Source organism: Bacillus mycoides (genome assembly GCF_000832605.1).
In the GTDB taxonomy this organism is placed as follows: domain Bacteria; phylum Bacillota; class Bacilli; order Bacillales; family Bacillaceae_G; genus Bacillus_A; species Bacillus_A mycoides.
In genome coordinates this window covers 2,371,566-2,398,470 of record NZ_CP009692.1, presented here as the reverse complement: position 1 = coordinate 2,398,470, position 26,905 = coordinate 2,371,566, and the positions used below count along the sequence as shown (strand labels likewise).

27 protein-coding genes, 1 pseudogene and 1 riboswitch are annotated in these 26,905 nt (G+C 34.7%); of the genes and pseudogenes, 10 read left to right on the top strand and 18 right to left on the bottom strand.

Annotation, left to right across the window (positions count from 1 at the left end; genetic code table 11):
- The first annotated feature begins 118 nt into the window (after nt 1–118).
- From BG05_RS14290 to BG05_RS14280, 3 genes are all read left to right on the top strand, one after another.
- Nucleotides 119–970 carry a LysR family transcriptional regulator gene (locus BG05_RS14290; protein ID WP_003190719.1) on the top strand — a complete coding sequence of 284 codons (852 nt, stop codon included), beginning with the start codon at nt 119–121 and terminating at the stop codon, nt 968–970.
- A 15-nt stretch (nt 971–985) separates the two neighbouring features.
- The gene (locus BG05_RS14285) at nt 986–1,474 is read left to right on the top strand and encodes a DUF3916 domain-containing protein (protein ID WP_002128435.1); all 489 of its coding nucleotides are present in this window, start codon (nt 986–988) and stop codon (nt 1,472–1,474) included.
- A gap of 93 nt (nt 1,475–1,567) precedes the next feature.
- The gene (locus BG05_RS14280) at nt 1,568–2,245 is read left to right on the top strand and encodes a YdcF family protein (protein WP_003190716.1); all 678 of its coding nucleotides are present in this window, start codon (nt 1,568–1,570) and stop codon (nt 2,243–2,245) included.
- A gap of 55 nt (nt 2,246–2,300) precedes the next feature.
- Here BG05_RS14280 and BG05_RS14275 read toward each other — a convergent pair whose 3' ends face one another.
- The 3 genes from BG05_RS14275 to BG05_RS14265 all read right to left on the bottom strand — a co-directional run bounded on the left by BG05_RS14275 (nt 2,301) and on the right by BG05_RS14265 (nt 4,851).
- Nucleotides 2,301–2,660, bottom strand: a complete 360-nt coding sequence (locus BG05_RS14275) for a hypothetical protein (protein ID WP_002185229.1) — start codon at nt 2,658–2,660, stop codon at nt 2,301–2,303.
- A gap of 87 nt (nt 2,661–2,747) precedes the next feature.
- Nucleotides 2,748–3,119 carry a hypothetical protein gene (locus BG05_RS14270; protein ID WP_002185228.1) on the bottom strand — a complete coding sequence of 124 codons (372 nt, stop codon included), beginning with the start codon at nt 3,117–3,119 and terminating at the stop codon, nt 2,748–2,750.
- A gap of 115 nt (nt 3,120–3,234) precedes the next feature.
- Nucleotides 3,235–4,851: an FAD-dependent oxidoreductase gene (locus tag BG05_RS14265; protein WP_003190710.1), complete on the bottom strand. Its 1,617-nt coding sequence runs from the start codon at nt 4,849–4,851 to the stop codon at nt 3,235–3,237.
- Between the two features lie 533 nt (nt 4,852–5,384).
- Here BG05_RS14265 and BG05_RS14260 point away from each other — a divergent pair.
- The 3 genes from BG05_RS14260 to BG05_RS14250 all read left to right on the top strand — a co-directional run bounded on the left by BG05_RS14260 (nt 5,385) and on the right by BG05_RS14250 (nt 8,390).
- Nucleotides 5,385–5,729, top strand: a complete 345-nt coding sequence (locus BG05_RS14260) for an ArsR/SmtB family transcription factor (protein WP_002167867.1) — start codon at nt 5,385–5,387, stop codon at nt 5,727–5,729.
- Between the two features lie 18 nt (nt 5,730–5,747).
- Nucleotides 5,748–6,746, top strand: a complete 999-nt coding sequence (locus BG05_RS14255) for an NADP-dependent oxidoreductase (protein ID WP_002167866.1) — start codon at nt 5,748–5,750, stop codon at nt 6,744–6,746.
- A gap of 177 nt (nt 6,747–6,923) precedes the next feature.
- Entirely contained in the window at nt 6,924–8,390 is a 1,467-nt protein-coding gene (locus BG05_RS14250; protein ID WP_003190708.1) for a protein adenylyltransferase SelO, read from the top strand.
- Between the two features lie 732 nt (nt 8,391–9,122).
- On the opposite strand, the gene BG05_RS14245 is transcribed toward BG05_RS14250, so the two are convergent.
- The 6 genes and pseudogenes from BG05_RS14245 to BG05_RS14220 form a co-directional block, all read right to left on the bottom strand.
- Entirely contained in the window at nt 9,123–9,314 is a 192-nt protein-coding gene (locus tag BG05_RS14245; protein WP_002165311.1) for a Phr family secreted Rap phosphatase inhibitor, read from the bottom strand.
- A pseudogene (locus BG05_RS14240) lies at nt 9,314–10,425 on the bottom strand (response regulator aspartate phosphatase). The gene BG05_RS14245 and the pseudogene BG05_RS14240 overlap by 1 nt, the downstream one beginning before the upstream one ends.
- Before the next feature lie 244 nt (nt 10,426–10,669).
- On the bottom strand, nt 10,670–11,275 hold the full coding sequence (locus BG05_RS14235; protein ID WP_002185225.1) for an FMN-binding negative transcriptional regulator: 606 nt from the start codon (nt 11,273–11,275) through the stop codon (nt 10,670–10,672).
- A 245-nt stretch (nt 11,276–11,520) separates the two neighbouring features.
- Nucleotides 11,521–11,868 carry a DUF4260 domain-containing protein gene (locus tag BG05_RS14230; protein WP_002185223.1) on the bottom strand — a complete coding sequence of 116 codons (348 nt, stop codon included), beginning with the start codon at nt 11,866–11,868 and terminating at the stop codon, nt 11,521–11,523.
- 6 nt (nt 11,869–11,874) lie between these two features.
- Complete coding sequence (locus BG05_RS14225; protein WP_002185222.1) at nt 11,875–13,266, bottom strand: FAD-binding oxidoreductase; 1,392 nt, start codon at nt 13,264–13,266, stop codon at nt 11,875–11,877.
- Between the two features lie 135 nt (nt 13,267–13,401).
- A complete protein-coding gene (locus BG05_RS14220) occupies nt 13,402–13,800 on the bottom strand; it encodes a DUF2871 family protein (protein ID WP_002146401.1) in 399 nt (132 codons plus the stop codon).
- A gap of 255 nt (nt 13,801–14,055) precedes the next feature.
- Between BG05_RS14220 and BG05_RS14215 the strand changes: the two genes are divergently transcribed.
- The gene (locus BG05_RS14215) at nt 14,056–14,559 is read left to right on the top strand and encodes a GNAT family N-acetyltransferase (RefSeq protein WP_000636220.1); all 504 of its coding nucleotides are present in this window, start codon (nt 14,056–14,058) and stop codon (nt 14,557–14,559) included.
- A 33-nt stretch (nt 14,560–14,592) separates the two neighbouring features.
- Here BG05_RS14215 and colA read toward each other — a convergent pair whose 3' ends face one another.
- Both colA and BG05_RS14205 read right to left on the bottom strand, forming a co-directional pair.
- Nucleotides 14,593–17,508, bottom strand: coding sequence for a collagenase ColA (colA, locus tag BG05_RS14210; protein WP_002128448.1), 2,916 nt, complete (start codon nt 17,506–17,508; stop codon nt 14,593–14,595).
- A 204-nt stretch (nt 17,509–17,712) separates the two neighbouring features.
- Nucleotides 17,713–18,390 (bottom strand): MgtC/SapB family protein, encoded by a 678-nt coding sequence (locus BG05_RS14205; RefSeq protein ID WP_002185220.1) that lies wholly within the window; start codon nt 18,388–18,390, stop codon nt 17,713–17,715.
- 313 nt (nt 18,391–18,703) lie between these two features.
- Here BG05_RS14205 and BG05_RS14200 point away from each other — a divergent pair, with 313 nt between their 5' ends.
- Nucleotides 18,704–19,222, top strand: coding sequence for a GNAT family N-acetyltransferase (locus tag BG05_RS14200; RefSeq protein WP_002087711.1), 519 nt, complete (start codon nt 18,704–18,706; stop codon nt 19,220–19,222).
- A 200-nt stretch (nt 19,223–19,422) separates the two neighbouring features.
- Here the strand turns inward: BG05_RS14200 and BG05_RS14195 are convergent, their stop codons facing one another.
- The 5 genes from BG05_RS14195 to BG05_RS14175 all read right to left on the bottom strand — a co-directional run bounded on the left by BG05_RS14195 (nt 19,423) and on the right by BG05_RS14175 (nt 23,985).
- Nucleotides 19,423–20,331 (bottom strand): VOC family protein, encoded by a 909-nt coding sequence (locus BG05_RS14195; RefSeq protein ID WP_002185218.1) that lies wholly within the window; start codon nt 20,329–20,331, stop codon nt 19,423–19,425.
- An 82-nt stretch (nt 20,332–20,413) separates the two neighbouring features.
- Nucleotides 20,414–21,199: an amino acid ABC transporter substrate-binding protein gene (locus BG05_RS14190; RefSeq protein ID WP_002033609.1), complete on the bottom strand. Its 786-nt coding sequence runs from the start codon at nt 21,197–21,199 to the stop codon at nt 20,414–20,416.
- 11 nt (nt 21,200–21,210) lie between these two features.
- On the bottom strand, nt 21,211–21,972 hold the full coding sequence (locus tag BG05_RS14185) for an amino acid ABC transporter ATP-binding protein (protein WP_002066494.1): 762 nt from the start codon (nt 21,970–21,972) through the stop codon (nt 21,211–21,213).
- A 19-nt stretch (nt 21,973–21,991) separates the two neighbouring features.
- Nucleotides 21,992–22,660 (bottom strand): amino acid ABC transporter permease, encoded by a 669-nt coding sequence (locus BG05_RS14180; RefSeq protein WP_002066492.1) that lies wholly within the window; start codon nt 22,658–22,660, stop codon nt 21,992–21,994.
- A 69-nt stretch (nt 22,661–22,729) separates the two neighbouring features.
- Nucleotides 22,730–22,836: riboswitch (SAM riboswitch) on the bottom strand.
- 237 nt (nt 22,837–23,073) lie between these two features.
- Nucleotides 23,074–23,985, bottom strand: coding sequence for a VanW family protein (locus BG05_RS14175; RefSeq protein WP_002128453.1), 912 nt, complete (start codon nt 23,983–23,985; stop codon nt 23,074–23,076).
- Nucleotides 23,986–24,451: 466 nt separating this feature from the next.
- On the opposite strand from BG05_RS14175, the gene BG05_RS14170 reads away from it, so the two are divergent.
- Nucleotides 24,452–24,778: a hypothetical protein gene (locus BG05_RS14170; protein WP_002190339.1), complete on the top strand. Its 327-nt coding sequence runs from the start codon at nt 24,452–24,454 to the stop codon at nt 24,776–24,778.
- A gap of 115 nt (nt 24,779–24,893) precedes the next feature.
- The gene (locus BG05_RS14165; protein ID WP_002014380.1) at nt 24,894–25,985 is read left to right on the top strand and encodes a DUF3900 domain-containing protein; all 1,092 of its coding nucleotides are present in this window, start codon (nt 24,894–24,896) and stop codon (nt 25,983–25,985) included.
- 313 nt (nt 25,986–26,298) lie between these two features.
- On the opposite strand, the gene BG05_RS14160 is transcribed toward BG05_RS14165, so the two are convergent.
- Both BG05_RS14160 and BG05_RS30845 read right to left on the bottom strand, forming a co-directional pair.
- Nucleotides 26,299–26,646, bottom strand: a complete 348-nt coding sequence (locus BG05_RS14160; RefSeq protein WP_002087722.1) for a hypothetical protein — start codon at nt 26,644–26,646, stop codon at nt 26,299–26,301.
- A gap of 31 nt (nt 26,647–26,677) precedes the next feature.
- Nucleotides 26,678–26,893: a hypothetical protein gene (locus BG05_RS30845; protein WP_002014377.1), complete on the bottom strand. Its 216-nt coding sequence runs from the start codon at nt 26,891–26,893 to the stop codon at nt 26,678–26,680.
- Nucleotides 26,894–26,905: the final 12 nt, after the last annotated feature.

Here is a 26,905-nt window from a genome sequence, read left to right as displayed (position 1 = left end):
TATCAACGTTATCTCCCCCATATCCCTTTCATTGTATGAAGGTTCTGATATCATGTAAAATAAGTGTTAATAATAGAATCCATCAAAAAAATTGATACCTTTTTCGGGGTGATAATAAATGGACATAAAAGATTTAACGGTTTTTTACGAAGTTGCGACAGTAGGAAATATATCTCATGCTGCTAAAAACTTAAACTATGTACAATCAGGTGTAACGATGCGTATAAAACAACTAGAAATTGAGTTAGGTGTGCCTTTATTTTATCGAAATGGAAAAGGCGTTACTTTAACTTCTAACGGAGAAATTTTATTAACATATGCAAAACAAATCATCCATCTAATCGATCAATCCATTCAAGCTGTCCAAAGTAACGGAACCGAGCCAAAAGGCACGTTAAAAATCGGGTGTACAGAATCGACAACAGCCGTTCGTCTCCCGCCTATATTAACGACCTATTATGAAAAGTATCCAGAAGTTGAATTGATTCTAAAAACAAATACGACAGACCAATTAACTCAGCTCGTTTTAGAGCGAAAACTAGACGGGGCTCTTATCGCTGGAAATATTCAGCATACTGAACTTCATACACTTTTATTTCGAGAAGAAGAACTCGTTCTCATTAGTAAGACTCCTCTATCTTCCTTTAAAACAATAGGAGAACTGAATTTACTCGCTTTTAGTCAAGGATGTTATTACAGAAAACTATTAGAAAACTGGCTTCAAGAAGAAGGGATTTCACCTAAAAGAATACTAGAGTTCGGAACAATTGAAGCAATACTTGCATGTGTAAAATCAGGTATGGGTACGGCTATTATGCTGAAATCTATTATTCCAGATTACGAACATGGTTTATCTTTAAATACATTACCAAATCACTTTAGAAAGGTTCCTACTACCTTTATTATTCGAAAAGATATTTTCCACTCAGCTGCCTTGCAAAAATTTATGGAGATGATCAGCAATGCGTGAAAAAAAATACGCGGAATGAAACGAAGAACACAAACTCTTATAAAAAGAATTGAAGACTCTACTAAAGCATTTCCGTCTACTTTCTATAACGATGAATACTGGCATATGCCTTTACCAGGCTCTCAAGCTTTTATCGATTCTAGTACAACACCTAGGAAAGTAAAGCGATTGTGCATTCAAACCCTGTTAAATCAAGCGAATCAATTAATGACAATGAAACCGAACGATACAAATACATATCGAGTCGTTGTTATGATCAAAATAGCAAGCTTATGGAACTCACAAATCATCATATTTAAAAACGATGACTACTTTCAAAATTTTTTCAATAGAGATAACGAATTTCAAAAATGGATTCCCCTCTCCAATGCTTCCGACTTCGGGCATGAATGGAAAATATCAATTTCTAACAGTGTCCAAACATTGCATTTCCAAGAGATAATCAAGGATGAAGATGGATTTTATGATGAAGGAGAACTTTTGTTTATAGGAGAGTTATCATAAAAGGGGAACTGTCAAATGAAAAACTTCCCTTTTTCCACTAAACAACATCGCTATATAATGAATTTAACATTTCACTATATAGGAGGTTTTCATATGGTAATCCCTAAATACCCTGAAGTCCCACATCTTACGAAAAAACAAATTGAAGAAATAACCGAAATCGCTTTCCTAAAAGAATCAACACCACAACAGTGTGATGCAATTTTCGTTTTCCGTGGTTCCCATCCTGGTAATTGGCAAGCTCCTTTACATGCTTATCAACAAGGTTTAGGTGCACAAATTATCGTCACAGGTGGTACTAGTTTACATGGAATGAAACATCCAAACTGGAATTATGGAGATTTATCAGAATCAGAAGTAATTGTTAACAAGTTAATTGAACACGGTGTACCGGAAGATGCTATCATTTTCGAGAAAAACTCTCTCCATTCTATCGCAAATGTAATTGAAGCTAAGAAGATCTTTGATTTTACAACAATTAATAGTTTACTATTTGTATGTAAAAGCTTAGGAGCAGGCCGGCAATATAGAGTATTAAAAAAACATTTACCAAAACATATAACTTGTATTCCATATACATTTGATACAAGTTTTGATGGTGATTTTATAATTAATAGATATAATTGGATGGAAAATGAGAAAAGTCGCTCTATGATTTTCGGCGAATACTTGAGAAATGTTTGCTACGGCCGAAAAGGTGGAATTGAACCTCCTGAGAAAGAGATTGAAGGATTAGAAAAATACGTAGTATATTACCAACATCTTGCATAATATTTTTTCAACATAAAAAATATCGGGAAGCCAATATAAAGGCTTCCCGAATATTCTAATGATGCATAAATAACACTAAAATTACTTTTCCTTTTTCATTTTCCCACATTTCAACAAAGAAGAGATATTCATCTGGAAAATCTTCTAAAGATACTGGTTCATCAGTAAGACAAATATTATTGTGATATTTTGTATCCCATTCGGCTCTCACATCATCTATTGATTCACGCTCTAAATTACTTTTTCGATCGTCAAAATAATCGGATATAAACACTTCTTCTATTCCACCGTTATAAATCATTTGTTTCAGTTCTGCCAACGTAGGATTATTAGAATATATTTTATTTGAGACTACGATGTCATTGTTGTATAACCGCTTACTCTCATTGTCTATAAAATAACCTTTTCTTCTCATAACGCTCAGCCCTTTATGTTCATTTTATTATACAGATAAGGCATAACTAGCGATATATTATCATAGACGCCTACCATTGTACACATATTAAGCCAACGCAGCTGGCGGCAATAATTGTGGTCCTTCCCCGGTGCGTGCCAATACCCAATCATCGTAATACCACATTTCTGTTTGGCGACGACTCATCATATAATCCCAGCGTACTTCTCGCTCAAATTCAATGATTTGTCCGTCACCACCAATTGTCACCCAGTTAAAACTTCCGTTATTATGCATCATCTTTATCCATAGAACAGGAAACTCCACAGTTTGTCCCCCGTCAACATAATGTCTAGTTTGTTTTTCTATACGAAGTAAAGTTAGGCCCTTTGCATATTGTCGATCAACCTTTTCCATTACATCCATCGCTATTTTCTCTGCCTCATCTTTATGAGGTAGTTTATTAACGTATACTGGCATCATATTCGTGTAACTTAAAAGATGCTTACTCTTTTGAGAAGTAATAGTTGTTATATGAAAGCCACCATAATTCAGTGGTTCTTCTGCTTTTGAAATACAAGCGGTGTTTTTATATTTAATTACATAATAAACAATTCATTATCTCTTCAAGTAATATACCCGGCTTTACTACCTCATTTTCCGTACGCCATCCAATAAATCCATCTGGTCTTATTACTACCGCTCCTCCATTTTCTATCCCGTATAGTTTTCTAAAAAAGTTACCTTGATGGATAAAATCACCAGTTAAACCTACCTGATACACTTTTATCTTTATTCCTAATCCAGATGAAACAACATTTGCAGCTTCAGTCCAAGTACTAGGCTCTGCTCCAGTAAGTAACACAAAGTTGCTACCAAATAGATCAAGTATAGAAACTTCTTTTCCTTCATAAGTTCCCCAAAAATGTGGCGCACGCGTTCCCGGGCGTCCGTTCAAATCAACTATATTCATTCTATGCGGTGTGTTACATTCGTCTATAATTGCTTCTGAGCAATACTGATAACCAGCAGTGACAGCTAAACTATCCATATTACTCAAATTACCTTCCTCTCTATTCGCAGCACGAAATAATATACTACTCGCATGGTCCGTCGTTAATTTTGCAACAGGATATCTCTCGTCATGATAGGTTTCTAACAATTTTGGATTTGCTTTCCCTTTTATAACAGCCGCTAATTTCCAAGCTAAATTATGTGCATCTTGTATTCCTGTATTTGAACCGAATCCTCCTGTTGGCGGCATAATATGCGCCGAGTCACCAACTAAAAAGATGCGATTGTCCTGAAATTTTACCGCTGTACTTTCACTCGCTTCCCACGGCAAAACACTTACTATTTCTGGCTTAATATCCGTACTTCCAATTGCAGTTTGAATAATTTGTTTACAGCGTTCTATAGAGAAATCCTCTGGTCGCTCCCCTTTTACTGGATCATAAGCTACATGATAAATCCATTTACTTTCGTTATCGACTGGAATAAGCGCACCAATTACTTCTGGATGAAGTATCATAGTAAAACCGAATGCGTCTCCTTTAATAAATTCACTCAAATCCGCTTCAAAATATATGTTCATATAATAACCACCGATTGTACCACGGCCCTCGGTTAAAATACCTAACTGTTCACGTATTTTACTTTTCGCTCCATCTGCTGCAATTACATAATCACAATGAATCATGCTCTCTTCTTTCGTTTTACGATTTCGAATCGTTGCTATTACTCCGTTTCCATTTTGCTCATAAGAAACTAGTTCATGATAAAAAGATAGCTTCCCGCCTAATCTCTGTGCTTCTTGTGACATCATCTCCTCTAAAGTAATTTGATAACAAGCAGTTTGTTTTGATGGGCTAATCTCTTCCACTTTACGAAATAAATTTTCGTTATTTTCATACTGCGCCGCCCTTATTTGTTCCAACTCTTCATGCTTTACCTCAGCTATTGTTTGAACTGCAATTCTCCCGTGACAATTCTCTAATGCTTTACCAGCTAATCTAATTCCTTTTTCTAGACCCAGTTCTCGGAATAATTCCATTGTGCGAAATGTAATTCCACCCGCTTTCGGATGAATCGCAGTAGACGGATGCCTTTCAATAAGTACATAATCAATGTTATGTTTCGCAAGAAATAATGCAGACGATAATCCTGATAATCCCCCTCCAACAATTAAAACTGGTACATGTTTCGATTCCATACATTTTCCCTCCACATATATTCTTCTGAGCTCAGTGACATAAATATAATCAAAAAACCAACAAAAATATAGACTTATATTTCATTTTGAATTATCATATAGATAGATTACGCCCCAAATTACTTCTATCCTTTCATACATCTACAAGTCACTTAATTTGTGTGTGTATGAAAGGATAAAAAAGAAGGCCCTACTTTACTTTGAACTATTCTCTGATATAGACATCAAAAATAATAAAAACATTATAAGCGGTCGTAACCTTGTAAATTATACAAGGTTACGACCGCTTATTTTATTGTTAAATGGCTACCCTTTATCCTCGGCAGACATCGTATTGTTAAATCATTTTCTACCTTTCAACTCCATTATTTTCTATTCCCTATAATAACTACTCCATAATTTTCAATACGTAAAAATGGATTCGTCTCGATTTTCTTTCTCAATATTGCAGCTCATACAACATTCATGTAGCATTACCGTATCGATGTAATGGTTCATCATCTTAAACCTTTCGACTAATTATTGGAGGTATAGTGATTGAAATGAATAAACAAGAACAATTAAATGTTATTAAAGAAGATTTTATTAATTGTCAAAAAGTATTACTGGCAATTGGTGATGAAACACGTCAAGCTATTTTATTAGTTCTAATGAAAACAGAATGTCAAACTGGATTACGTGTTGGCGAAATCACTAAACAAACACACCTTTCTCGACCAGCAGTATCACATCACCTTAAGATTTTACGAGAAGCTGGTATTATTTTAATGCGTAAAGAAGGTACAAAGAACTTTTATTATATTGACATACGTACAAAATTAGGATTATTAAAAAATCTTGTATTAGATATTGAGAAGCTACTGCAAAACTTTTATTGAACTTTGGAGGTATAAGAAATGAGAGCAATGGTGATTGATAAGTACGGGAAAGTTCCAATGCGTATGACTGAGATGCCCACCCCTGAAATAAATCAGTATGAGGTGCTCGCAGAAATTCATGCAGCTAGCATTAACCCAATTGATTTTAAAATACGCGATGGAAAAGTGAAGTTGTTACTTAAATATAAAATGCCCCTTATTCTTGGTAATGACTTTTCTGGTGTCATTATAAAAGTCGGAACAAAGGTGACTCAATTTAAAGTTGGTGATGAAATATATGCACGTCCAAGAAAAGATAAGATCGGTACTTTTGCGGAATATATAGCCATTCATGAAGATGATATAGCCTTAAAACCGAAAAATTTAACTTTTGAGGAAGCGGCGTCGATTCCACTCGTTGGCTTAACATCATATCAAGCATTACATGACATCATGCAATTACAAAAAGGACAAAAGATTTTGATTCACGCTGGATCCGGCGGTGTTGGTACTTTCGCAATTCAGTTAGCAAAAATAATGGGTGCCACTGTTGCAACAACTGCTAGTGAAGCTGGTGAAAATTTAGTAAAGTCTCTTGGCGCAGATGAAATTATTAATTACAAAAAAGAAAAGTTTGAAGATATACTGAAAAATTATGATGCGGTATTTGATACACTTGGCGGTACAACACTTGAAAAATCATTCGATATTATAAAAAGCGAAGGGAACATTGTTTCCGTTTCAGGAATGCCGAATGCTCGCTTCGGTAAAGAATTTGGTTCAGGATTTTTCAAAACACTCTTATTTTCATTAGCAAGCAAAAAACTTACTGCACTTGAAAAAAAGCATAATGCTCAATATTCGTTTTTGTTTATGAAACCAAGCGGAGATCAATTACGTATAATTGCAAAGTATATTGAATCTGGACAAATCAAACCTATAATCGATCGCATTTTCCCTTTTGAAGATACTCAAAAAGCAATGGAATATTCAGAGTCTGGAAGAGCAAAAGGAAAGATAATTGTAAAAATCAAATAATAATAAAACTCCATTTTTTTAAAATGGAGTTTTATTATTTGCTGTTAAATAGACATAGTGCAATGAAGTCCTTACAATAGATTTCAAGGGGAAATATCATATTATACTTTTAGCTAATTTTACAAAGAATACATACGTACAAATACATAATAAAAAAATAAACAAGGAGGAGATAAAATGACTAAAAATAATGAAGCAGGTTGGAATTTAGATAATAGTTATACGACTTTACCACAATCATTTTATACAGAAATCCCCCCAACTCCTGTACACTCACCGGAGTTAATTAAACTAAATAATTCTTTAGCAATATCTCTTGGCTTTAATCCTGAGGAACTAAAAAAGGACGCTGAAATCGCCATTTTAGCTGGTAATACTATTCCAGAAGGAGCTCATCCACTAGCTCAAGCGTATGCTGGGCACCAATTTGGTCATTTCAACATGTTAGGAGATGGTCGTGCCCTTTTAATTGGAGAACAAATTACTCCTTCAGGCGAACGGTTTGATATTCAATTGAAAGGTTCCGGTCCAACTCCATATTCGCGCCGTGGTGATGGTCGCGCTGCACTCGGTCCAATGCTACGTGAGTATATTATTAGTGAAGCGATGTACGCGCTTGATATTCCAACTACTCGCAGTTTAGCAGTAGTCTCAACTGGCGAACCAATCTATCGCGAAACGAAGTTACCTGGAGCTATTTTAACTAGAGTTGCAAGCAGTCATATACGCGTTGGAACATTCCAATACGCCGCAGCTCGAGGCTCAATCGAAAATCTCAAAGCTTTAGCTGATTATACGATAAAAAGACATTATCCAGAGGTTGAATCTACTGAAAATCCATATGTCGCACTACTACAAGAAGTCATTAAGAGACAAGCAAGCCTTATCGCAAAATGGCAACTCGTTGGCTTCATTCACGGCGTAATGAACACTGACAATATAACGATTAGCGGTGAAACGATTGATTACGGTCCATGTGCCTTTATGGATAGTTATAATCAAGGAACAGTATTTAGCTCTATTGACACACAAGGCCGTTATGCATACGGAAATCAACCATATATGGCTGCATGGGATCTCGCACGTTTAGCTGAATCTTTAATACCGATACTACATGAAGATGAAGAAGAAGCACTAAAAATTGCACAAGATGAAATTTCAAAGTTCAGTGTGCAGTACGAAAACAATTGGTTCCTCGGAACGAAGAAGAAATTAGGACTATTTAGCAATGAAGAGCAAGATCAATCACTTATTGAGAAACTTTTAAAAGCAATGGAAAAATATAAAGCAGATTATACAAATACATTCCGTGCATTAACTGACAATATATTAGAAAATGCACCTTTATTTGAAAATCCTGAATTTAAAGAATGGTACGAGCTATGGCAATCTCGGTTAGAAAGACAAAAAGAATCGAAAGATGATGCATACAAATTAATGAAAAATAACAACCCAGTAATCATCCCTCGAAACCACAGAGTAGAAGAAGCACTAGAAGCAGCTGTTAAAAATGGAGACTATAGCGTAATGGAGAAACTTCTTCAAGCTTTAGCAAATCCTTATGAATATTCTCAAGAACAAGCGGATTACTGCACGCCTCCAGCGCCGTCGAATCGTCCTTATCGTACTTTTTGTGGGACGTGATTTAGAGCACTAAGACTGTTTTTCTGCTCCTAATTGTATTATTTATTAGTGTAATTCCCACTAAATTCAAGTACACGATTCGTTATTTTCCATAAAGGAACATTATAAGTAGAAAAGGTGTTTTCGTATAAAAACACCTTTTCTACTTTTTTCTCCATCTTGTGAAAAAAAACGTAATTTAATACTCTAGTTTGCGTTTCTTTTATGTATTACATATCGTTAGCATATTCTATGTGATTACAGTTGTATATTATCACCTCTATCAATTTCCTCCCATGCGAAAAAGATACATACACCAAACAAGCTGTCACGAACAAAGGAGAGCTCCTTACTTCCTACCTATTTCTTTCCTAATACGTTAACTTGGTAACTGTTCTATTAAAATTCTTCTATTCAATCTTCATTTTTTCTTATTATATTCAGGTACATCGATAAGGAACAACTATTCTCGAATATAAAAATCCAGCTATTGTACAAATGTTGATAAAAAATAAAGGAGAAGAGAATGAATCCATTTTAATATAACTAATGAGAATTTGTATGTTCCAATATCTTCACTATATTCCTCAACAATCTTTTATTAAAATTCATTACAATAGTTTAAAATTATGACGGATTACTTTCAACATAATGTGAAGGTAGCTCTAACAACAAAAAACTGGCTTGTAAACCTTTAATGTTTACAAGCCAGTAAATAATATCAACTAAAGCTAGCACTCTTAAAATAATACTTTAGAGTTGTCTTCCCTCTAAGTATACTAACTCAGGTCTCGTTGGAGACCACCCTTCTCCGTGAGTCGATTGTAACTTATTGACGACAGTATTTGCGGTTGCTGTTTGTTGAATCTTTGGAGTAGTATTTATCGTAAAAACTGTAATACCTGTAACAGCTAAACTCATTACCATTAAACTCAGTTTCTTCATTATTTTAACGCCCCTTTAGCTAAATTTGTTTTTCTTGCTTCAAGACTTAAACAAAAATATTCACTAGACGTTTTATAATCACACACCTCATATAACCTAGCTGCCATCACCTCAGCATATTCTTCTACATAATAAGAAAGATTCTCTTCTTTGAAATAAGAAATCCCTGTAACAATTACCCTTTTTAATTCCTCGATAGTCACATTATTATTTAATGCTTTTAAAATATTGAAATGATGTGTATATTCTTCATTCTCTACTTCTAAACAAAGTTCCAATCCTTTTTCAATAAGGATAGAAGATACATTTGTTTCACCTAACTTAGAATATTCCCTAGCTTGTAAAAAAACAGCTTTGAAATGATTAGGTATTTTCTCTGTTACTTCTGATAAGTGACGGATAGCTAATTCAGAAAGGTTTTGATTTGCATATAGCCACCCTAAGTTGTGCCGCACGAATGAAATTAATCTTTCTTCATTATTTTTTGTAATAAATTTAATGCAGAATTTAAATGTTCCTCGGCCTGTTCAAACTGTTTTAGAGATACACAACTCATTCCAATAGTATTTTCGCAAGAAGCAGTATTACTTTCATAACCTTGGTGTTTAGAGAAGATATCTTTTGAAATAGTTGCATAGTGAACAGCTAAAAGTGGTTCATTATTATTATGATAGAATAAGGCTAACTTAGATTGAAATTCAGCTTGTTCAATTTCTTCTGGAACGTCTTTCAAAAGAAACTCTGCTTTTTCATAATATTTTTTCGCTTCTTTATAATCTTTAATTATAGTAGCATATACCGCTTTACAAAAATGGTAATAATAAGATAAGAAACCATCCGTCGGAATTTTAAAAGAATCTATTTCGTCAAAGCTTCTCTTTGTGATACTAAATCTATCAACAAGCGTTTTATAACGAAAATCTAGTAAGAAATAATATAATAAATTTTGTTCTTGCAACATTTTATTTGATTCTTGTTTCAAAACATCAATATTTTTATCAATTTCTTGTTTTAAATTAGTTGCTTTTGACAATTGTTGTTGTAACATTGCTTGATACCATTCATTAAGTTGCTTTGTAACCTGTTCGCTTCCCTTCACTGGAATGTTCATAAGATCCCCTTTTTTTGAATATTCTCACATAAATAATAACAAATAGATATTAAGATATAAATATCTCATTAATATTTCTCAACATTTATTTAACATTAAATCCATTAAATTAATCACATGCTGTAAATTTTTTAAAACACTAAAGAAAATTGCCCCCATAAATACAGCGTCTAAATCACTATAAAAATCTATAAATACAATATATTAACACTTTATAAATGTGTATTCACACTCCACCATTATTTTAAACACCCTTCTTCATCAACTCTGCAATCCCCCTGCCCCCTTCACTCCCAACTTTCTCAAGTTCTTCTATAACTAATTCTCTTCTCTCCACAGAATGATTTTGACTTAACTTCGCTTTCCCTTCTATTTTATTTATCTTTATTCTGAACCCAACTATTCCCCTACTTAATCCTTCCATATAATTCGGATCTACATTATTCAGTGAGTACGTGCTCTTTGGATTTTCATATTTATGTACTAAATCTTGAAGAGAATCTATTAATTCCTGTTCATCTTCAACAATTTCTAACTCTCCATATACATGCACCGCAACATAGTTCCATGTTGGTACTGCTTTATTTGTTTCATACCATGACGGAGAGATGTAACTATGTGGTCCTTGAAAAATAGCTAACACTTGTTGATTTCCACTATCTTTCCACTGCTCATTTGGACGTGCAAAATGCCCGGATAAAGTAAGTGTTTCCCTATTTAACAATAACGGTAAATGCGTTGCGTACGGTGCTCCGTTATGTTGAGAAAATAAAGTTGCAAAGCTATTTTGTTCAATCATTTCGTACTTCGTCTCTTCATCTTGTATAGTGAAATGTTTTGGTATGTACATAAGCTCCCTCTTTTCTTATCTTCTTATTTCTCATTATATTTACGAGATTTATTATTTGGCAGGGGCAGATTGTAATTGTTTTATAAGGTCAGTTCATATAGTAAAACCTCTTCTTCAAAAACAATAGGTGGCATTATATGATTTCTGCCACCTTAGTCTATTTTCGTATTGATACAAACTCTTCTATTCAACTATCCTTCATAGCTTTTTCTAATACAGCTTCAATAAATTCCGTTTTGCCTAAGCTATAACCTCTGAATATGCGTATCCTTAAAATCAGTTTCATACTTCAATCCATACCCAAGCATTCGATCCATTCCAATATGTGCTGTCCATATTAAACCAATCATTAAAATCGTATCCATCTTTAAATAGACCCCTATTAAAACAAGTAATATTGATATGATATATGTGTGAAATAGATTATAAATTTGTGCACCAACACGTTTGTTAATAGCGTACGCCACCATCGCTAAATCAGGCGCAAAAAGTAATACCATAAATAATAACCAACTAAATCCACATAATGCATATATATAAACCACAGCTAATAAGACGACCAATCCTTCAAAGTGTATAATTCGTTTCTCCAAACTTCATCATTCCTTATCTTTTAACTTAAAAATTTTATTCGGATTTAAAATATTTTGCGGATCAAGAGCTTTCTTTATTTTTTCCATTACTAAAAGCGCAGCCCCATGTTCTTCTTCTTGATACTTCTGCTTCCCTATTCCAACGCCGTGCTCTCCTGTGCACGTTCCGCCACGCTTAAGAGCATACAGTACAATACTTTCATTTATTTCATCTGCTTTTTTCACTTCGTCTTTATCATTTGGATCAATCATTAAGAGCACGTGAAAATTCCCGTCTCCTACATGGCCAAGAATACCACCAACAAGGCCCACCTTATCTAACGTCTCTTTCGCATTTTGAATCGCGCCAGCTAACTCTGAAATTGGCACACATACATCTGTACTCATTAGCTTTTTGCCAGGGTAACTATGAACGTAAGAATAAGCTAAGTTATGTCTTGCATCCCATAATTTATTTCTTGCCGCAGTTTCAGTTTCAAAAGCAACTTCTTTACATTTATGATCTAAAACAATTTCCTTCGTAAACTCGATATCTTGCGTTAGCCCTGCTTCATTTCCGTGAAACTCTAAAAACAGTGTTGGTTCTTCTCTGTAATTTGTTTCATTGTAATGATTTACTTGTTTCATAGATAATTCATCAACAAGTTCTATTCTCGCAATTGGAATGCCAGCTTGTAGTATGTTAATAACAGCTTCTACTGCATCATTTATAGTTGGAAACGATGCTCTCGCAGCCATAACATGTTCTGGTATGCCGTATACTTTTAATGTTAGCTCTGTAAAGCATCCAAGCGTACCCTCTGATCCTACGAAAATACCATTTAAATGATAACCTGATGATGACTTCGCCGCTAAATTGCCAGTATGTATCACTTGCCCATCAGCAAGCACCACTTCTAAATCACGAACTTGATCACGCATTACGCCATACTTAACCGCTGTCGTTCCGCTCGCATTCGTAGCAGCCATGCCTCCTAACGTTGCATCTGCACCTGGATCTACACTAAAAAACAAACCGTACTTTTTCAATTCTTTATTGAGCTGAGAACGAGTCACTCCTGGTTGTACTTTCACAAGAAAATCTTTCTCTCTTATTTCAAGTATTTTGTTCATTAATGAAAAATCAACTGTAATCCCCTTTTCATAAGGAATTATATGACCTTCTAAACTAGAACCTACTCCAAATGGAATGACAGGTTTTTTATGCTCACTCGCTACTTTCATTATTGCTCTAACCTCTTCCATCGTTTTTGGAAAAACAACTACATCAGGTAAACTACTATTATGGTAAGATTCATCTTTACTATGTAACTCTCTTACTGTCTTATTAACCACTACTTGATCTTCAGGAAGTACATCCTTTAATTCATTTACTAAACGCTCAATTGTTATTTCCATTACATACTCTCCTTTTATATTATTTACTCTGCATTAATTATACCATTTTTATACATAATAATCAGAATAGTTAGATTCCTGAGGTTTTATATAAAAAAAGAACTTGCAGTATTCCCTACAAGTTCTTTTTTAAAACTATATTTTAGACGATTTTTTCAATAAAATCATAAACCAAACTAAAGTAAATGCCATCAGAGAATGAGAGAACCCTACAATATAAGTTAACCCTTTAAAGTCCGCTCCATTTAGTTGAAGAAGTCCTCTCGCTGCCAGCGATCCTAACATTAAAGTTAATGCGATATTATGTAAAACAAACCATTTATTAAATCCTTTCACTTCATGAAAAGCGAATACTTTCGCTAATCCTAAAGCAATTAAAAAGAAGAAAAAGCCAAGTACTAACGTATGTGTATGCAAAAGATTTAATAGTGTAGATCCTAGTATTCCTTTAAATTTCCCATACTCCCTAGCGAATATTCCTGATAGTAAACCAATAATTAAATACGTAAACGATGCGTTATATAATTTCTTCATTATGTACCTCCTTAAGTAGAATGTGTAATGTGTCATATTTAGTAATAATGATAGTTATATAGTAAAAACTCCTAGTTTCCTAGGAGTCATTGTATAAGCATCTCACTCTTTACAGTCAATCCTAATTATAAAATATCCTTTTATACAAAACAATCGAACTTTATGTGAACAAGCAGGACTCTATTAAAATATGTTGCGCTTTTGTGTTACACGATCCATACTAATTATTATAACTTATAAAGGTGGTGCAATAGATTGATAGTTCTTGAAACTGAACGACTCACTCTTCGTTGGTTCGATATACAAGATGCTCCGTTTATTCTTGAGTTAGTAAACGATCCTGCATGGATTCAGTTTATTGGTGATAAAAGGGTTAGAAACCTAGAAGATGCTCAAAATTATATTTTAAACGGTCCGGTCGATATGTATAATAAAATGGGCTTTGGTCTTTACTTAGTTGAACGAAAAGAAGATCTCACTCCACTTGGCATGTGCGGCCTTATTAAAAGAGATTCATTAGAAGATGTTGATATCGGCTTTGCCTTTTTAGAAAAATTCCGTTCGAAAGGGTACGGCTATGAATCAGCTGCTGCGGTAATCGAATACGGTGTACATAAGCTAGGTATGAAACGAATTGTAGCAATTACTTCTATAGATAATGCTGCTTCAGGCAATCTGTTAGAAAAAGTAGGATTGCGATTCGAAAAAATAATTTCAGACTCCGGAGAAGATCTAAAATTATTCGGGTATAACGCATAATAAAAAAGGTCGCCATTCATGGCGACCTTTTTGTTACTTCACTTCTACCGTATAATTCCCTGTTCCCCCACCATATTGATATACATGTAAATAATACTTACCTGGATGCGCATTGTAGCTGCCCACTAATTTATTTCCTTGCGTCTGAGCATACGTAACATAATTATTTAAATCTGCTGCTGAATAAAGAACCCAGTTTACCCCAATATTATTTTCCTTCGTTACGTTAATTTGGAGATTCCTAGCTGTTTCCACATTTATTTCAAAGTAATCACTTGTATCACCGTTTCCTAAACTTGCACGTAACAATTGGTTTAACTGCAGTTTATTCGCTGTTTGGAATGAATTATTCGGCTCTTTTTCTACACTGTTATCTTCTTTCTTTTGAACAGTTACACTTGCTGTAGCAGTATTAGTTAATCCTTTATCGTCTGTTACTGTTAATTTTGCTGTATATGTTCCTTCTTTTGTATATACGTGAGTTGGATTTTGTTCACTACTTTCAGTACCATCGCCAAACTCCCATTTATAAGAAGCAATTTTCCCATCTTCATCTTTTGATCCATCGCTTTTAAACGAGATTGCTTCATTTACATTTCCGCTATACGGACCATTTATTACCGCAACTGGTGCTTTATTCACAGCACCTTCTTCTGTATTAATACCATGGAATACAACATCATATTCAAATTGTCCTGATGCATTCACACGGTAATTTACAAAGTACGCTGTTACTGTTTTATAGCCTGTCCATTCTTTTGCACTTAAACGCTTTAACGTATCATTCACGTTTTGTGTAATTGTTTTCCAGTCTTCATATTCTCCTTTTGCAGTAGTACCTGTATACGTTCCTTGTAGTGTAAATGTATTAAAGAACTGTGATTTATTTTTCTTAACTGATACATTACTTAATTTTGCTTCCGCTGTAATTTCTGCCGCAATATCCGAAACTGGTTTCGGTGCATGAGTTGCTAAATAATCATCTGACACTAACGGAACATTATATTTCTCACGATTGTCTACTAACATTTGCATATAGTCTTGATACTCTTTATTTAAATTCGCATCTTTACTTAAAGCAGAGCGGTATGCATCATATGCTGTTACATCATTTTTCCTAATAAGATCATGAACTTTATCAAACATATCGTATCTCTTATTGTACATATACGATTGTAAAGCAAAGGAATAATTGTAGAAATCCCACGTTCCATACTTTGCATTTAACGTTCGCTCTGCGGTATAACGTTCTGCTGGATTCGAAGATAGTCCTCCTATAATACTCTTTCTTGGAACGACGTTGTCCGTTCTCGTTGCACCTGCAAAAAACTCAGCATTCCCTTCTTCAAACCAAGATAATCTCTCATTCTCATACATCTTACCTTGTCCCCAAAGTCCTGGCACTTCATATCTACCTTGTAAATAATGCGTGAATTCATGTCGGAACAATTCTTCTAAACTATAAATACTTTCTTCTGGCGTACGTTCATAAGTAAAGAACGTACCTGTTCCTTCTATATAAAGACCGCCGTTATTCGTTTCATACCCGTACAATTGACGATTAAATTGATATTCAGCCGGGCTATTATAAATAACCATCGTTAATACATCATCTGGATTTCCTTTTTCTAACGGTTGGTCACTTTCAACCGTACGATGGAATTGTGCCTTCACTTCTTTTGCTGCCCAATATAAACGTTTAACTTTCTCCTCAGTCACTTTATCTCCCGCTTTTAAAACAATTGCACCATCATCAAACGTATACGTTTTCGGCAAATACTTTTTCTTCCCATCTTCTCGTATTTGATCTAAATTAACAACGTTACCGTTTGCATCTTTCCCGCCATAATTCGTCGTAATTTGCTCAGCTGCTACGAAATATTGCTCACCTAAATAAGGATAGATTTTCATCGCATCTGTTACAACTTGTAATCCTTTTGTCCCTGTACTATGGAATGTGCCGAGTCTACCTGTATAATAAATGCCATTATTAATAAGCCATCCGTTTTTCTCTGTAATCGTTCCCATTAACGCGAATCTACTTAATTCATTAATATAGCTATCTATTTTTTGGTACCATACTGTATCTTTCGGTGCTTTTCTCGTATCGTACAAATACGATTGAATATCGTAATCAACACCTTGCATAATATCGTAAATCGCATTTCCAGCTGAAAGATTATCTACCAATGTAGAAAAATTATCATTATATTGCTTAAAAATCTTTGCAGCCGATGTTATCGTTTCCACATCACTCGAAGCATTTCCTATTAATTTCCCATATGATGATACAACTTTATTTTGTTCTAACGTACCGAGTTTGAAATTTGGATTGTTCGCAATCGTTTTTAATGCAGGTAAGCACTTGTCATGATAGCTACGTTCATTTAGTTTACTTAATTCTGTATTATAAAATCCTAAATAAAACCCTGATCGCAAAACTTCCACTAATGTCTCAATCCCTTTTGAATCGTCTTGCGTATAAGCCTGTCCTTGCTGCTTCAATTTATCAATAATTGCCTGCATCCTACTATCATTTTGATAGAATGCAAGACTGTCCTTATTAAACTGAAATAGCCCCGTAATTTGCTCCCAATCGATTGTTACAAGTAAATCTACTAATTGTTGATTGCTTAATTGATTTAATTCAGCAATTGTATAAGTTTTCGCTACAGCTAATTGCTTACTTTCCTTTTTTACTTCAGGCGGTCTTTGCGATAAATCAGCAAATTGTAGCCTTTTCTCAAAAGACTTGCTTTCTAATACTTTCGATGAATGAGCTAATTCTTCCACTGGTAGTTGTACACCAACCGGCTCCATTTTTAGCACATTTCGATATGAAACTTGCTCTCCCTTAGTATCTTCCGCCAATATGCTTCCTTGAAAACTCCCTAACATTAAACTAGCAAAACTTACCCCTACTAAAACTTTTTTTGAATAGCCTTTCATGCTCTCCCCTACCTTACATTTTTTAGTGTCCCGCTCAATTATTTTACTATTCTGACTATTTATTCTGTATTGAGAAAAAAGAAGGGAACGTTCACACATGTATCCACTCAAAGCGAAATTAACACTTGACTTCACATGTGATTTATGTCAAAAAAAAGATAGATAATAGCGAAATTCCTGCTACATCTATCCTCTATTTCAACACTATGATTTTAATTTTATAAACGTAATTTCCGGCAATGTTTGCATATGCTGAATAAATGCATTCTTTTCTTCTGACGATATATTTTTCAATTGCATTCCTACCTTATAAACTATTTCTGTATCTTGCTGTAAAGCTTCAACTTCATATGAAAGTATTGGAATACCTTTCACTCGTAGAGTCTCTACTATTTGTTGTACCGCTTCGTGTTTATTTATACACATTTGCACTGTTATATTTTGCGGAAATAAAAATTGCACCTTAAAAATACGACTTACAATCTCTAAACCAATCAAAACGAGAATCATCGCTCCAATCCCTACAACATACATACCTGCTCCAATTGTTAGCCCTATTCCTGCTGTAGCCCATAAACCAGCCGCTGTCGTTAATCCTTTCACTGCCTGCTTTTGAATAATGATTGTACCTGCACCTAAAAATCCAACTCCACTAACAACTTGCGCTGCAATCCGGCTCGGATCAAGAGCCATATGTTCTTCAAACACAATATCCGAAAAAGCATATTTCGAAACGACCATTATTAAAGCACTCCCTACGGCTACTAGGAAATGTGTTTTTAATCCAGCTTCTTTTGAGCGAGTTTCCCTTTCAATACCGATTATCGCCCCTAACAAACCAGCAACACCGATTCGTATAATAAAATCAATATGTAAGCTCACGAGCACTTCCCCCTTTTATTCATTATAGAGAGATAAAACAAAAATTATCACATGCATCTATCCATCGATATAAAAGCATTTTATTAAAATACATTTAATATCCCAGTGATTTTATGTTAATATTTTAAATATTAACATAAATGAAACAACCTACTTCTCATACAAAAAAACTTTAAAATTCAACGTCTAACTTATTTTCAGTTAAAAATGGCATATGAGTTGCGTGAAATGAGGTTGAGAAATTCAGGAAACGCTTTCATTTTATATCATAATTTTTGTGAAATAAAACATAAATAAAAGGAGCTTACTAACAATGAACGTCTCTTTACTTACACCTACTACTGATTTACAAGAAGAATACTTAGATTTTTATAACGAATGGAAAGATAGCGGTGAAACGATGATTCCATGGGTTATTTCAAAAAATCCTTCTAATTTCACGGCAATGATTCAAGAATTACACGACGCACATAACGGAATAAATATTCCTGAAACTTGGGTACCAGATTCTACTTATTGGCTTGTTACAAATGAAAATAAAATTGTAGGAGTTGTTAATATTCGTCATAGTTTGACGGAGCATTTATTTAATGCTGGAGGCCATATCGGTTATGGTATTCGCCCTTCTGAAAGAAGAAAAGGTTATGCTACAAAGTTACTAGAGTTATCATTAGAAAAAACGAAAGAATTAAACATCACGAAAGCACTTGTCGTTTGCGACGAGGTGAATACTGCTTCAGAGAAAACGATTTTACATAACGGCGGTCTCCGTGATGATGATTTCACTGAAGAAGATGGGAATGTTGTGAGAAGGTATTGGATTGAGCTCTAAATAATCAAAAACAAGCCAGAAAGTGATTAAACACTTTCTGGCTTGTTTTATCCCGCGTTAACGGGCAGTACAACTCCCACCTCAAAATTCAGCTGGAACAAAGAAGTTAGGTGGGAGATTAACTGCCCATAAACGCCCGATTGGTGAAGGCTAATAATCAGTGGGGGATGAACAAAACCCCCACTGATTAAAGTTTCACTTTATACTGCTTCTATTTCAAACTGCACTGTAATACCACTTGGATCTACTACAGTAAATCCATTTGTAGTTTCATTTATTTCATGTTGTTTTTCTATTAATCTTTCTTTCACTTCATCTAACGCTTCTTTATGCGGTAGTACTATCGTATACACTTTTAGTCCAGTTGCATGTGCTGGTGGATACGGATTATTTACTCCGTTCCACGTATTTGCACCAATATGGTGATGATAGCCTCCTGCCGAAATAAATAAGCAATCATCTTCACGCTGTTGTACTTCAAAACCTACTGTATCTACATAAAACTCATGTGACTTTCCTACATCAGCTATTCGTAAATGGACGTGCCCAACGACAGTGTCAGCAGGTAATCCATCAAACTCATAATTAACGAGTGTTGCCAGTTCTTTTAAATCTAGTGGCGTACTTCCCCCTGGCCCTTCTCCCCATTGACCTCGAGGGCGATCTGCATAAATCTCGATACCATTCCCCTCTAAATCTTGTAAATAAAACGCCTCACTATACGTATGATCACTTGCACTATTAAATCTTGAAATTGGCAAAATTTCATTTGAATATGTATAACGCCCTTCTTGCTCAGCCGGACTATCAATTACCTTTTTATTGCGAATAACACCAAATAGTGCCGAAGCAAAAGCTTCACGAGTCGGAACTAAAAAGGCTACGTGATATATACCCGTCGTACGCGGTTCTTGTAGCGCTGCATCTTCCAACTGCTCAAGAACAAGTAACGTATTCTTACCACCTTTTCCTGTTAAATATGCTTTATTCCCCTCTTGCTTACTTACCTCTAACCCTACTACATTCTCATAAAAAGCAATTTGACGCTCTAGATCTTTTACTTTAAATGCAACATGACCAATACGTGTTTTCGGATGAATTTGTACCATGAATAACGTCCTCTCCAGTTCCCTTTAGTTTTTTTATGTAAGTTGATAGGCAATAGGCCCATTCAACGAATACACCTTAATTTTATTTTTTTGTAGCATCAACTTTTAGCCATTTTTTCGATATGTCACTTAATGTTCCATCTTGCTCTAATTCTTTTAACGCCTTGTTTATATCTTCTAACTTTTCACTCTTTTTTGCAAATGGAAATGCAATCTCTCCCCATTCAAGTGGGCCAAATCCAACTTTTACATTATCTAGTTTCGCCTTTGTTATTGTTGTTTCCACTTGAACTTTATCATTATAATAAGCATCGACGCGTCCGAATCCTACTTCGTTCAATTCCGCCGTTGGGTCCTCTGAGTACGTTTTAATCGTAAAAGCATTATTTTTATTTAAAGCTTTTAACTCTTGCTCTCCTGCTGTACCAAGTCCAACACCTACAGTCTTTCCTTTTAGATCCTCTAGCGATTTAATTGTATTATTATTTTTCTTCACCGCAAAAACAGAACCTGAATACACGTACGGGATCGAAAAGTCATATTTCTTTTTTCTTTCCGGAGAAACGGATAATTCATTTGCAATCGTATCAATACGGCCTGAATCTAATAAACCGAATAATCCTTCAAAATCAGAAACATTCCATTCTACTTTATATCCAGCTTTTTTAGCAGCCGCTTCAATAATTTCAGCATCAAAACCTTTTACTTTCTCACCCTCTTTAAATATAAATGGGCTACGACCTGCAGAAGTCCCAACTTTCACTACTTTTTCATCTGTCTTTTTACTTGCTGCATTAGAACCACATGCAGACAAAGCTCCAACTGATAGTGTTAATGCTAATGTTAGTAATAATGACGATTTTCTCATAACTCTTCCTCCTAAATAACGAAATGGTTTCCTTCTTCAGATGCATTTAATTGCCGTAAAAACTTTTTCGTACGTTCATTTTGTGGGTTTCGAAAAATCTCTTCTGGCGTTCCCTGCTCTACGATAATTCCATCAGCCATAAAAATAACGCGATCAGCCACCTCTTTTGCAAAATTCATTTCATGTGTAACAATAACCATCGTTATATGTTGTCTTGCCAAGTCTTTAATAACTTGTAATACCTCATTAACTAATTCTGGATCAAGTGCTGAAGTCGGTTCATCAAACAATAATACAGCTGGATTTAAAGCCATTGCCCTAGCAATCCCTACCCTTTGCTGTTGTCCACCTGATAACATCGTCGGATAAAAATCTTCTTTATCAGCTAAGCCTACTTGTTTTAATATTTCTCTCGCTATTCCATTTGCCTCTTCTTCACTTTTTTTCTGTACAACCGTTAATGCTGTTGTAATATTTTGCAATGCTGTTTTATTTTTAAATAAATTATAGTTTTGAAAAACCATAGCTGTTTTTTGACGTAATTTTATGATTTCTTTTTGATAAAGTTTCTTCGTATGAATCTCTAAATCTTCAATTCTAATACTGCCATCATCCGGTTGTTCTAATAAATTTAAACATCGTAGTAATGTCGATTTCCCTGAACCAGAAGGTCCAATAATTACTACCACTTCCCCTTTTTTGACAGTAAGTGAGATTCCTTTCAGCACTTCATTATGTTTGTAAGATTTATACAAATTTTTTAACTCAATCACATATATCACCTCATTTCTCTTATAAATACGGTGCATCAAGTTTCTTCTCCAACCTTTTCTGTCCCCAGCTGATTACGATTGTAATAATCCAATACACAATCGCTACCGCTAAATAGCTTTCCATATAACGATACGATTGTGCCGCCAGCATTTTCGCTTGTGCCAATATTTCAGCCACTCCAAGTGCAAAAGATAACGAAGATTCTTTTAACAATCCAACAAAATTATTTCCAAGTGACGGCACTGCTACACGAATAGCCTGCGGAAAGATAATTTGTCGCATCGCTTGTGCTTTTGTCATTCCAACTGATAAACAAGCATCCATTTGCCCTGATTCCACAGCATTTAATGAACCTCGAATGATTTCTGACAAATAAGCAGCATTATTTAAACTGAGGCCAATTAAAGTTGCTTGCATAGCTGTAAGTACTGTAAAAGCCGGAGATATTTGTGGCAATCCGAAATACAACACAAACAATTGAACCAATAACGGTGTTCCTCTAAAGAAAGAGATATACACCCTTGCAATTGGATATAAAAATTTCGTTTTGTTTTTTGTAATGATCGCCAAGCCAATCCCTATAAAGAAAGAAATAATCATTGAAACTACAGTAATCCCTAAAGTTATGTATACATACTTAAATAATTGCGGAAAACTTTCTAAAAAATACGCTACATCAAATTTCACTCTATCCCCCCTCTCTAAACAAAAAACTCTTCTTACACATATAAGAAGAGTTGAATGTTAATCCACTTCCCTTCATCTTCCAAACGCCTTTTACGTTTGCTGGAATTAGCACAGTGCTTTTTTAGCCTGTTGCTGAGATTTCACCGGGCCAGTCCCTCTATCTCTCTTGATAAGAAAACTAATAAATTTTTCCATTTATTTAGTTGTTATTATGAAGAATACAGTTAAAATTAAACAATGTCAATAGGAAAACTAAGAATTAAACTCAACCCTTTTTCGAACATACTAGTAATACATCAATTTACTATTCTTAATAAACTGTACACAAAAGCCATCTCCTCTGAAATTCAGAAGAGATGGCTTCAATTATAGAAACTATAAATATTTTACTTTCTTATCCTTTAACTACATATTTATTTCATCTTATGTACTTCAGCAACTAACTTTCCGCCTTGAATGCCCATATAAAGCTTAACAGGAGCATCATTCGTATTTTCAAATACTAAGTCTAAATATGGATAAGCAATTGTAGCATCTCTTCCCTGAGGGACATAACCTACTGTTTTAGAATGTGTAGTTCTCTCTACCATTTTCAAACCAGCTTGATCTGCTGCATTGTATAGCGTTGATGATGTTTGACAAACGCCACCACCATAACCATCTACTAATTTACCATCTACAATTTCTTTACCTAATTGATATCCTTTATCTGGCGTTGTATCACCGATTAATGCATTGAAAGAGAAACTGTCTCCTTTTGCTAATACAACTCCATTTATGCTCGCTGCCGACAAACGAATATTCTCAATACGGCCACCTGCTGATCCACCTAAATTCGTTTCATATCTACCAATTACCGTGCCACTTCCTTGCGCATCACTTAATGTTGCGGTAGGCTTTTTCTCAACGATAGGTAACTGATATGAAGAATCCCACATACCAACGTTTAATAATTTATCTACTAATTCTTTTTCCATTAATTCAAAAGAAGGCTTTCCTTCTTGCCATGATCCATCAGATGCTATACGTGAAGGGACCATCTTTTTGTCAACACTTTTCCCGACTTCACCTGCAACCTTCGTTACGGATTTTTTGAATTTCGCCTCATCTTCAAAATAACCTAAACTCGATAAGTCTATTTTTTTCACTTCAGTACCAGTACGCCCATCCACTAAGCTAATTGAATCCTGTACATCAGCCTTAGCCTCTACAACATTCCCACCAAAATCACTTACTAATGCCACATCACTTACTTTTGTACCACAACCACTTACTACAGCTACGCATAGCACCCCTACTAATATACCCTTTATTTTTCGGAACAATATACTCTCTCCTTTTCCCCAACATTATTTCTTATGTATTATTTCATTTTTATGTATCTTTTGTTACAATCATTTTACAATATATTTAGAAAATGTTACAAGTTGTTTTTTACTCTATTAAAATTACTCTTTTCTTTTGTAAATGTCTATACATATTTATATAAATTTTCGAGTTTGATAAAATTGTAACTTTTATGCAACCTATCTCCATCCAGTATATACCATTCAACAGATGAAATACAAATGTAACACTCTTTCATTTCACCTCTCTATTCATCTGCATGCTTTAGAAACCGTAATACCGATTTTTCATATGTGATCATTATTAAACAACTTAAACCGAGCTTTTATAGGTAAAAACAATCATTCGCTTCAGTGTATATAGGTATTTGCCGTGCCACTACTCCGCTTTTGCACATACATTATGATGAATTTAACCTATTATAAAGAAATGGAGGATGTTTTTATGTATCCCTACAATCCTTATGATTCATATAACCAATATGGTTACCAACCTCAGTATGATTTACAGGCACAATACCAACAATATATAGATCAAACAGAACAATTTAATCCATATGATCAAAATCGACAATTTCAACTTCCAATCTCTTTCCCTGGTACTGGAAACCGTCAATTAGAAAGACGAGTAAATGAGCTTGAGCAAAGAGTACGTCAACTAGAAAACACAGTTGAGCGTCATACGCGTAGATTAAACCGCTTAAATCAGCGTTTACGTACAGTAGAAAATAGGCTAAATATTCCATTTTCAGCATTAGAAGACGGATTTTAATTTCGAAAATAACAAATATATAAGGAAGGGGCTCCCCCTTCCTTATATAAATTGACGAAAGTTTTTTCCATCTCTATACTGATAAGAGTTAATGAAATGAAACAAGGTGATAAATATGGATTTTGAAATAAATTTTCTTTCCTTTTATGTAGTACAAGTAGAAGGAAAAGGTGAAGCAGTTGATAAGCGCTATAAACATTTTCAAACATTAGACGCTGAAGAGTATGAAGATAGCTCTTTAAAAGAATTTTTGAATGGTGAATTATTAAAAATTTCAAAGCGAAAAGTAGAACGTCACGCAAAAACAGAACAAGCCCCAACGAAGATCGGTCGCTTTATTGTAGAAGAAGGGCATGAACTCGATTCAAACCCTCATTACAACTTATTTAATCGTATTCGCTTTGCAGAAACAAAAGAAAACTTCAAAGATATGAGCGAACCTCTCGTTTATACATACCTTGACACAAGCGCTGTACGTGGTGGTGTGTTTTTAATCGCTCAAGCAAAACTACGCAAATACTTTGATGATCCATTCGTATTCGTAATGAAATGTGACTTCGAACCAAAGGTTGCTTCCATTTCTGATGAATCAACACTTATTCGTAACGTTGAAATGGCCATCACAACAAAGAATATGAAATCTATCCAGTACCCATACATGCCTGAAGAAGGTATGGTGGAGCCTGGCGAACTAAAAATACACCAAGCATCACACGCCCGCTACTTTGAAGACTTCTTAAAATTCGTCGAATACGAACGCTCTATGCCTGAAATTATGAAAACACAAGTAATGGACATGGTATACGACCAAATTGAAGATGTATTTGAAGAAGGTACTGAAGAACGTGAACAGTTCGACCAAGCGATGGAAGTATGGGCTGCCAGTCCGAAACGCGAAATTATGGAACAATTTTCAACAGAAGAAGTAATGGAAGCTACCGCTCAAATCGTCGAGCACGCCCCTGAAGTGGAATTAAAGCTAAAAGCAGATCATATCTCTGTGAAGGCTTTGCTTGCTGATTTCGGAGACCTAATACATATCGCAAAGGTAAACGACCGATATGTATTAATGATTGAGGCTGACACACTTACTTTTGAGAAAGGCTTCTCTCCCATTGAGTTTCTGAAGCCGGATGAATTACAAGACGTAATTGAGCGGATTGAGAATAAACAGCAGTATTCTTATGATCCGAATGGGATCGAATAAATGCTTCCATATACCTATTTTTACTGAGCTCTATTAACAAGCGCTCTTTTATTTGGGACATAGTTGACATTTATACTAAAAACCGATTCTACTAAGAATCGGTTTTTCTTCTTTATAACAAATATGCTTATTTTTAAAAAATATTTTTGCTCCAAGATGACATTTCTTGTAGCATCAAGCAGATTCCTTCCTTGTTGTACAAGCGTATTTCCATGAGAGACATCTACTTCAATATCCCTAGTTGACCAAGTCCTTCTATAAGTTTTTGGTGTTTTTCCTTTTAGTCATTATGTATGTTGTTAAAATGAAAATTTCACTTTACTACCTCAAATTTATTGTACTCGTAAAAAGATAATTGAAAACGATATTCCGGATGCTCTCTCACCCAATCGTAGGCTTCTTCTAAAATATCCATTTTATTTTGCACGTCATTAAGTTCACTACATTCGTTCCTTTTCTGTTTACATAGAGGACAGAACCCACCCACTATCTCGGCATTCATCGCACGAATCGTTTTACTTTCTAAGTCAACTACTAGACGAAGAATAAGAGAATGCTCCGCTTTTGTAGTCACCATCATTTCAGCAATTCCATCCTCATTCCAAAAGACACCATTTAATTCCATCTGTACGGTGACATCTTTGATTTCCAAGTCTATCACTATCACACCTCCCTTGTATAAGACTCTTACCTTACTCTTCGATTTTAATCTTTAATACACCACGAGCTAAAGATATATTAAGCTTTTTCCAATTCTTCTTCTTTGCTATGAAAGGAAGTGTAATTAGTGCAAATAGTGTGGTAAATATTATCAAAAAAACTAAAACGGTTAAAATGTTAAAGATTGCTTCCATTAAACTACACTCTTTTCTATGTATATCCGTACTAAAAACAACAAAATATTCCATTAACAATACAGG

What these genes read in the sequence shown, in the direction of transcription:
- BG05_RS14290 (WP_003190719.1), top strand. Translation starts at nt 119, where the DNA reads ATGGACATAAAAGATTTAACGGTTTTTTACGAAGTTGCGACAGTAGGA.
- BG05_RS14285 (WP_002128435.1), top strand. Translation starts at nt 986, where the DNA reads ATGAAACGAAGAACACAAACTCTTATAAAAAGAATTGAAGACTCTACT.
- BG05_RS14280 (WP_003190716.1), top strand. Translation starts at nt 1,568, where the DNA reads ATGGTAATCCCTAAATACCCTGAAGTCCCACATCTTACGAAAAAACAA.
- BG05_RS14275 (WP_002185229.1), bottom strand. Translation starts at nt 2,660, where the DNA reads ATGAGAAGAAAAGGTTATTTTATAGACAATGAGAGTAAGCGGTTATAC.
- BG05_RS14270 (WP_002185228.1), bottom strand. Translation starts at nt 3,119, where the DNA reads ATGCCAGTATACGTTAATAAACTACCTCATAAAGATGAGGCAGAGAAA.
- BG05_RS14265 (WP_003190710.1), bottom strand. Translation starts at nt 4,851, where the DNA reads ATGGAATCGAAACATGTACCAGTTTTAATTGTTGGAGGGGGATTATCA.
- BG05_RS14255 (WP_002167866.1), top strand. Translation starts at nt 5,748, where the DNA reads ATGAGAGCAATGGTGATTGATAAGTACGGGAAAGTTCCAATGCGTATG.
- BG05_RS14250 (WP_003190708.1), top strand. Translation starts at nt 6,924, where the DNA reads ATGACTAAAAATAATGAAGCAGGTTGGAATTTAGATAATAGTTATACG.
- BG05_RS14245 (WP_002165311.1), bottom strand. Translation starts at nt 9,314, where the DNA reads ATGAAGAAACTGAGTTTAATGGTAATGAGTTTAGCTGTTACAGGTATT.
- BG05_RS14235 (WP_002185225.1), bottom strand. Translation starts at nt 11,275, where the DNA reads ATGTACATACCAAAACATTTCACTATACAAGATGAAGAGACGAAGTAC.
- BG05_RS14225 (WP_002185222.1), bottom strand. Translation starts at nt 13,266, where the DNA reads ATGGAAATAACAATTGAGCGTTTAGTAAATGAATTAAAGGATGTACTT.
- BG05_RS14220 (WP_002146401.1), bottom strand. Translation starts at nt 13,800, where the DNA reads ATGAAGAAATTATATAACGCATCGTTTACGTATTTAATTATTGGTTTA.
- colA (WP_002128448.1), bottom strand. Translation starts at nt 17,508, where the DNA reads ATGAAAGGCTATTCAAAAAAAGTTTTAGTAGGGGTAAGTTTTGCTAGT.
- BG05_RS14200 (WP_002087711.1), top strand. Translation starts at nt 18,704, where the DNA reads ATGAACGTCTCTTTACTTACACCTACTACTGATTTACAAGAAGAATAC.
- BG05_RS14195 (WP_002185218.1), bottom strand. Translation starts at nt 20,331, where the DNA reads ATGGTACAAATTCATCCGAAAACACGTATTGGTCATGTTGCATTTAAA.
- BG05_RS14190 (WP_002033609.1), bottom strand. Translation starts at nt 21,199, where the DNA reads ATGAGAAAATCGTCATTATTACTAACATTAGCATTAACACTATCAGTT.
- BG05_RS14170 (WP_002190339.1), top strand. Translation starts at nt 24,452, where the DNA reads ATGTATCCCTACAATCCTTATGATTCATATAACCAATATGGTTACCAA.
- BG05_RS14165 (WP_002014380.1), top strand. Translation starts at nt 24,894, where the DNA reads ATGGATTTTGAAATAAATTTTCTTTCCTTTTATGTAGTACAAGTAGAA.
- BG05_RS30845 (WP_002014377.1), bottom strand. Translation starts at nt 26,893, where the DNA reads ATGGAATATTTTGTTGTTTTTAGTACGGATATACATAGAAAAGAGTGT.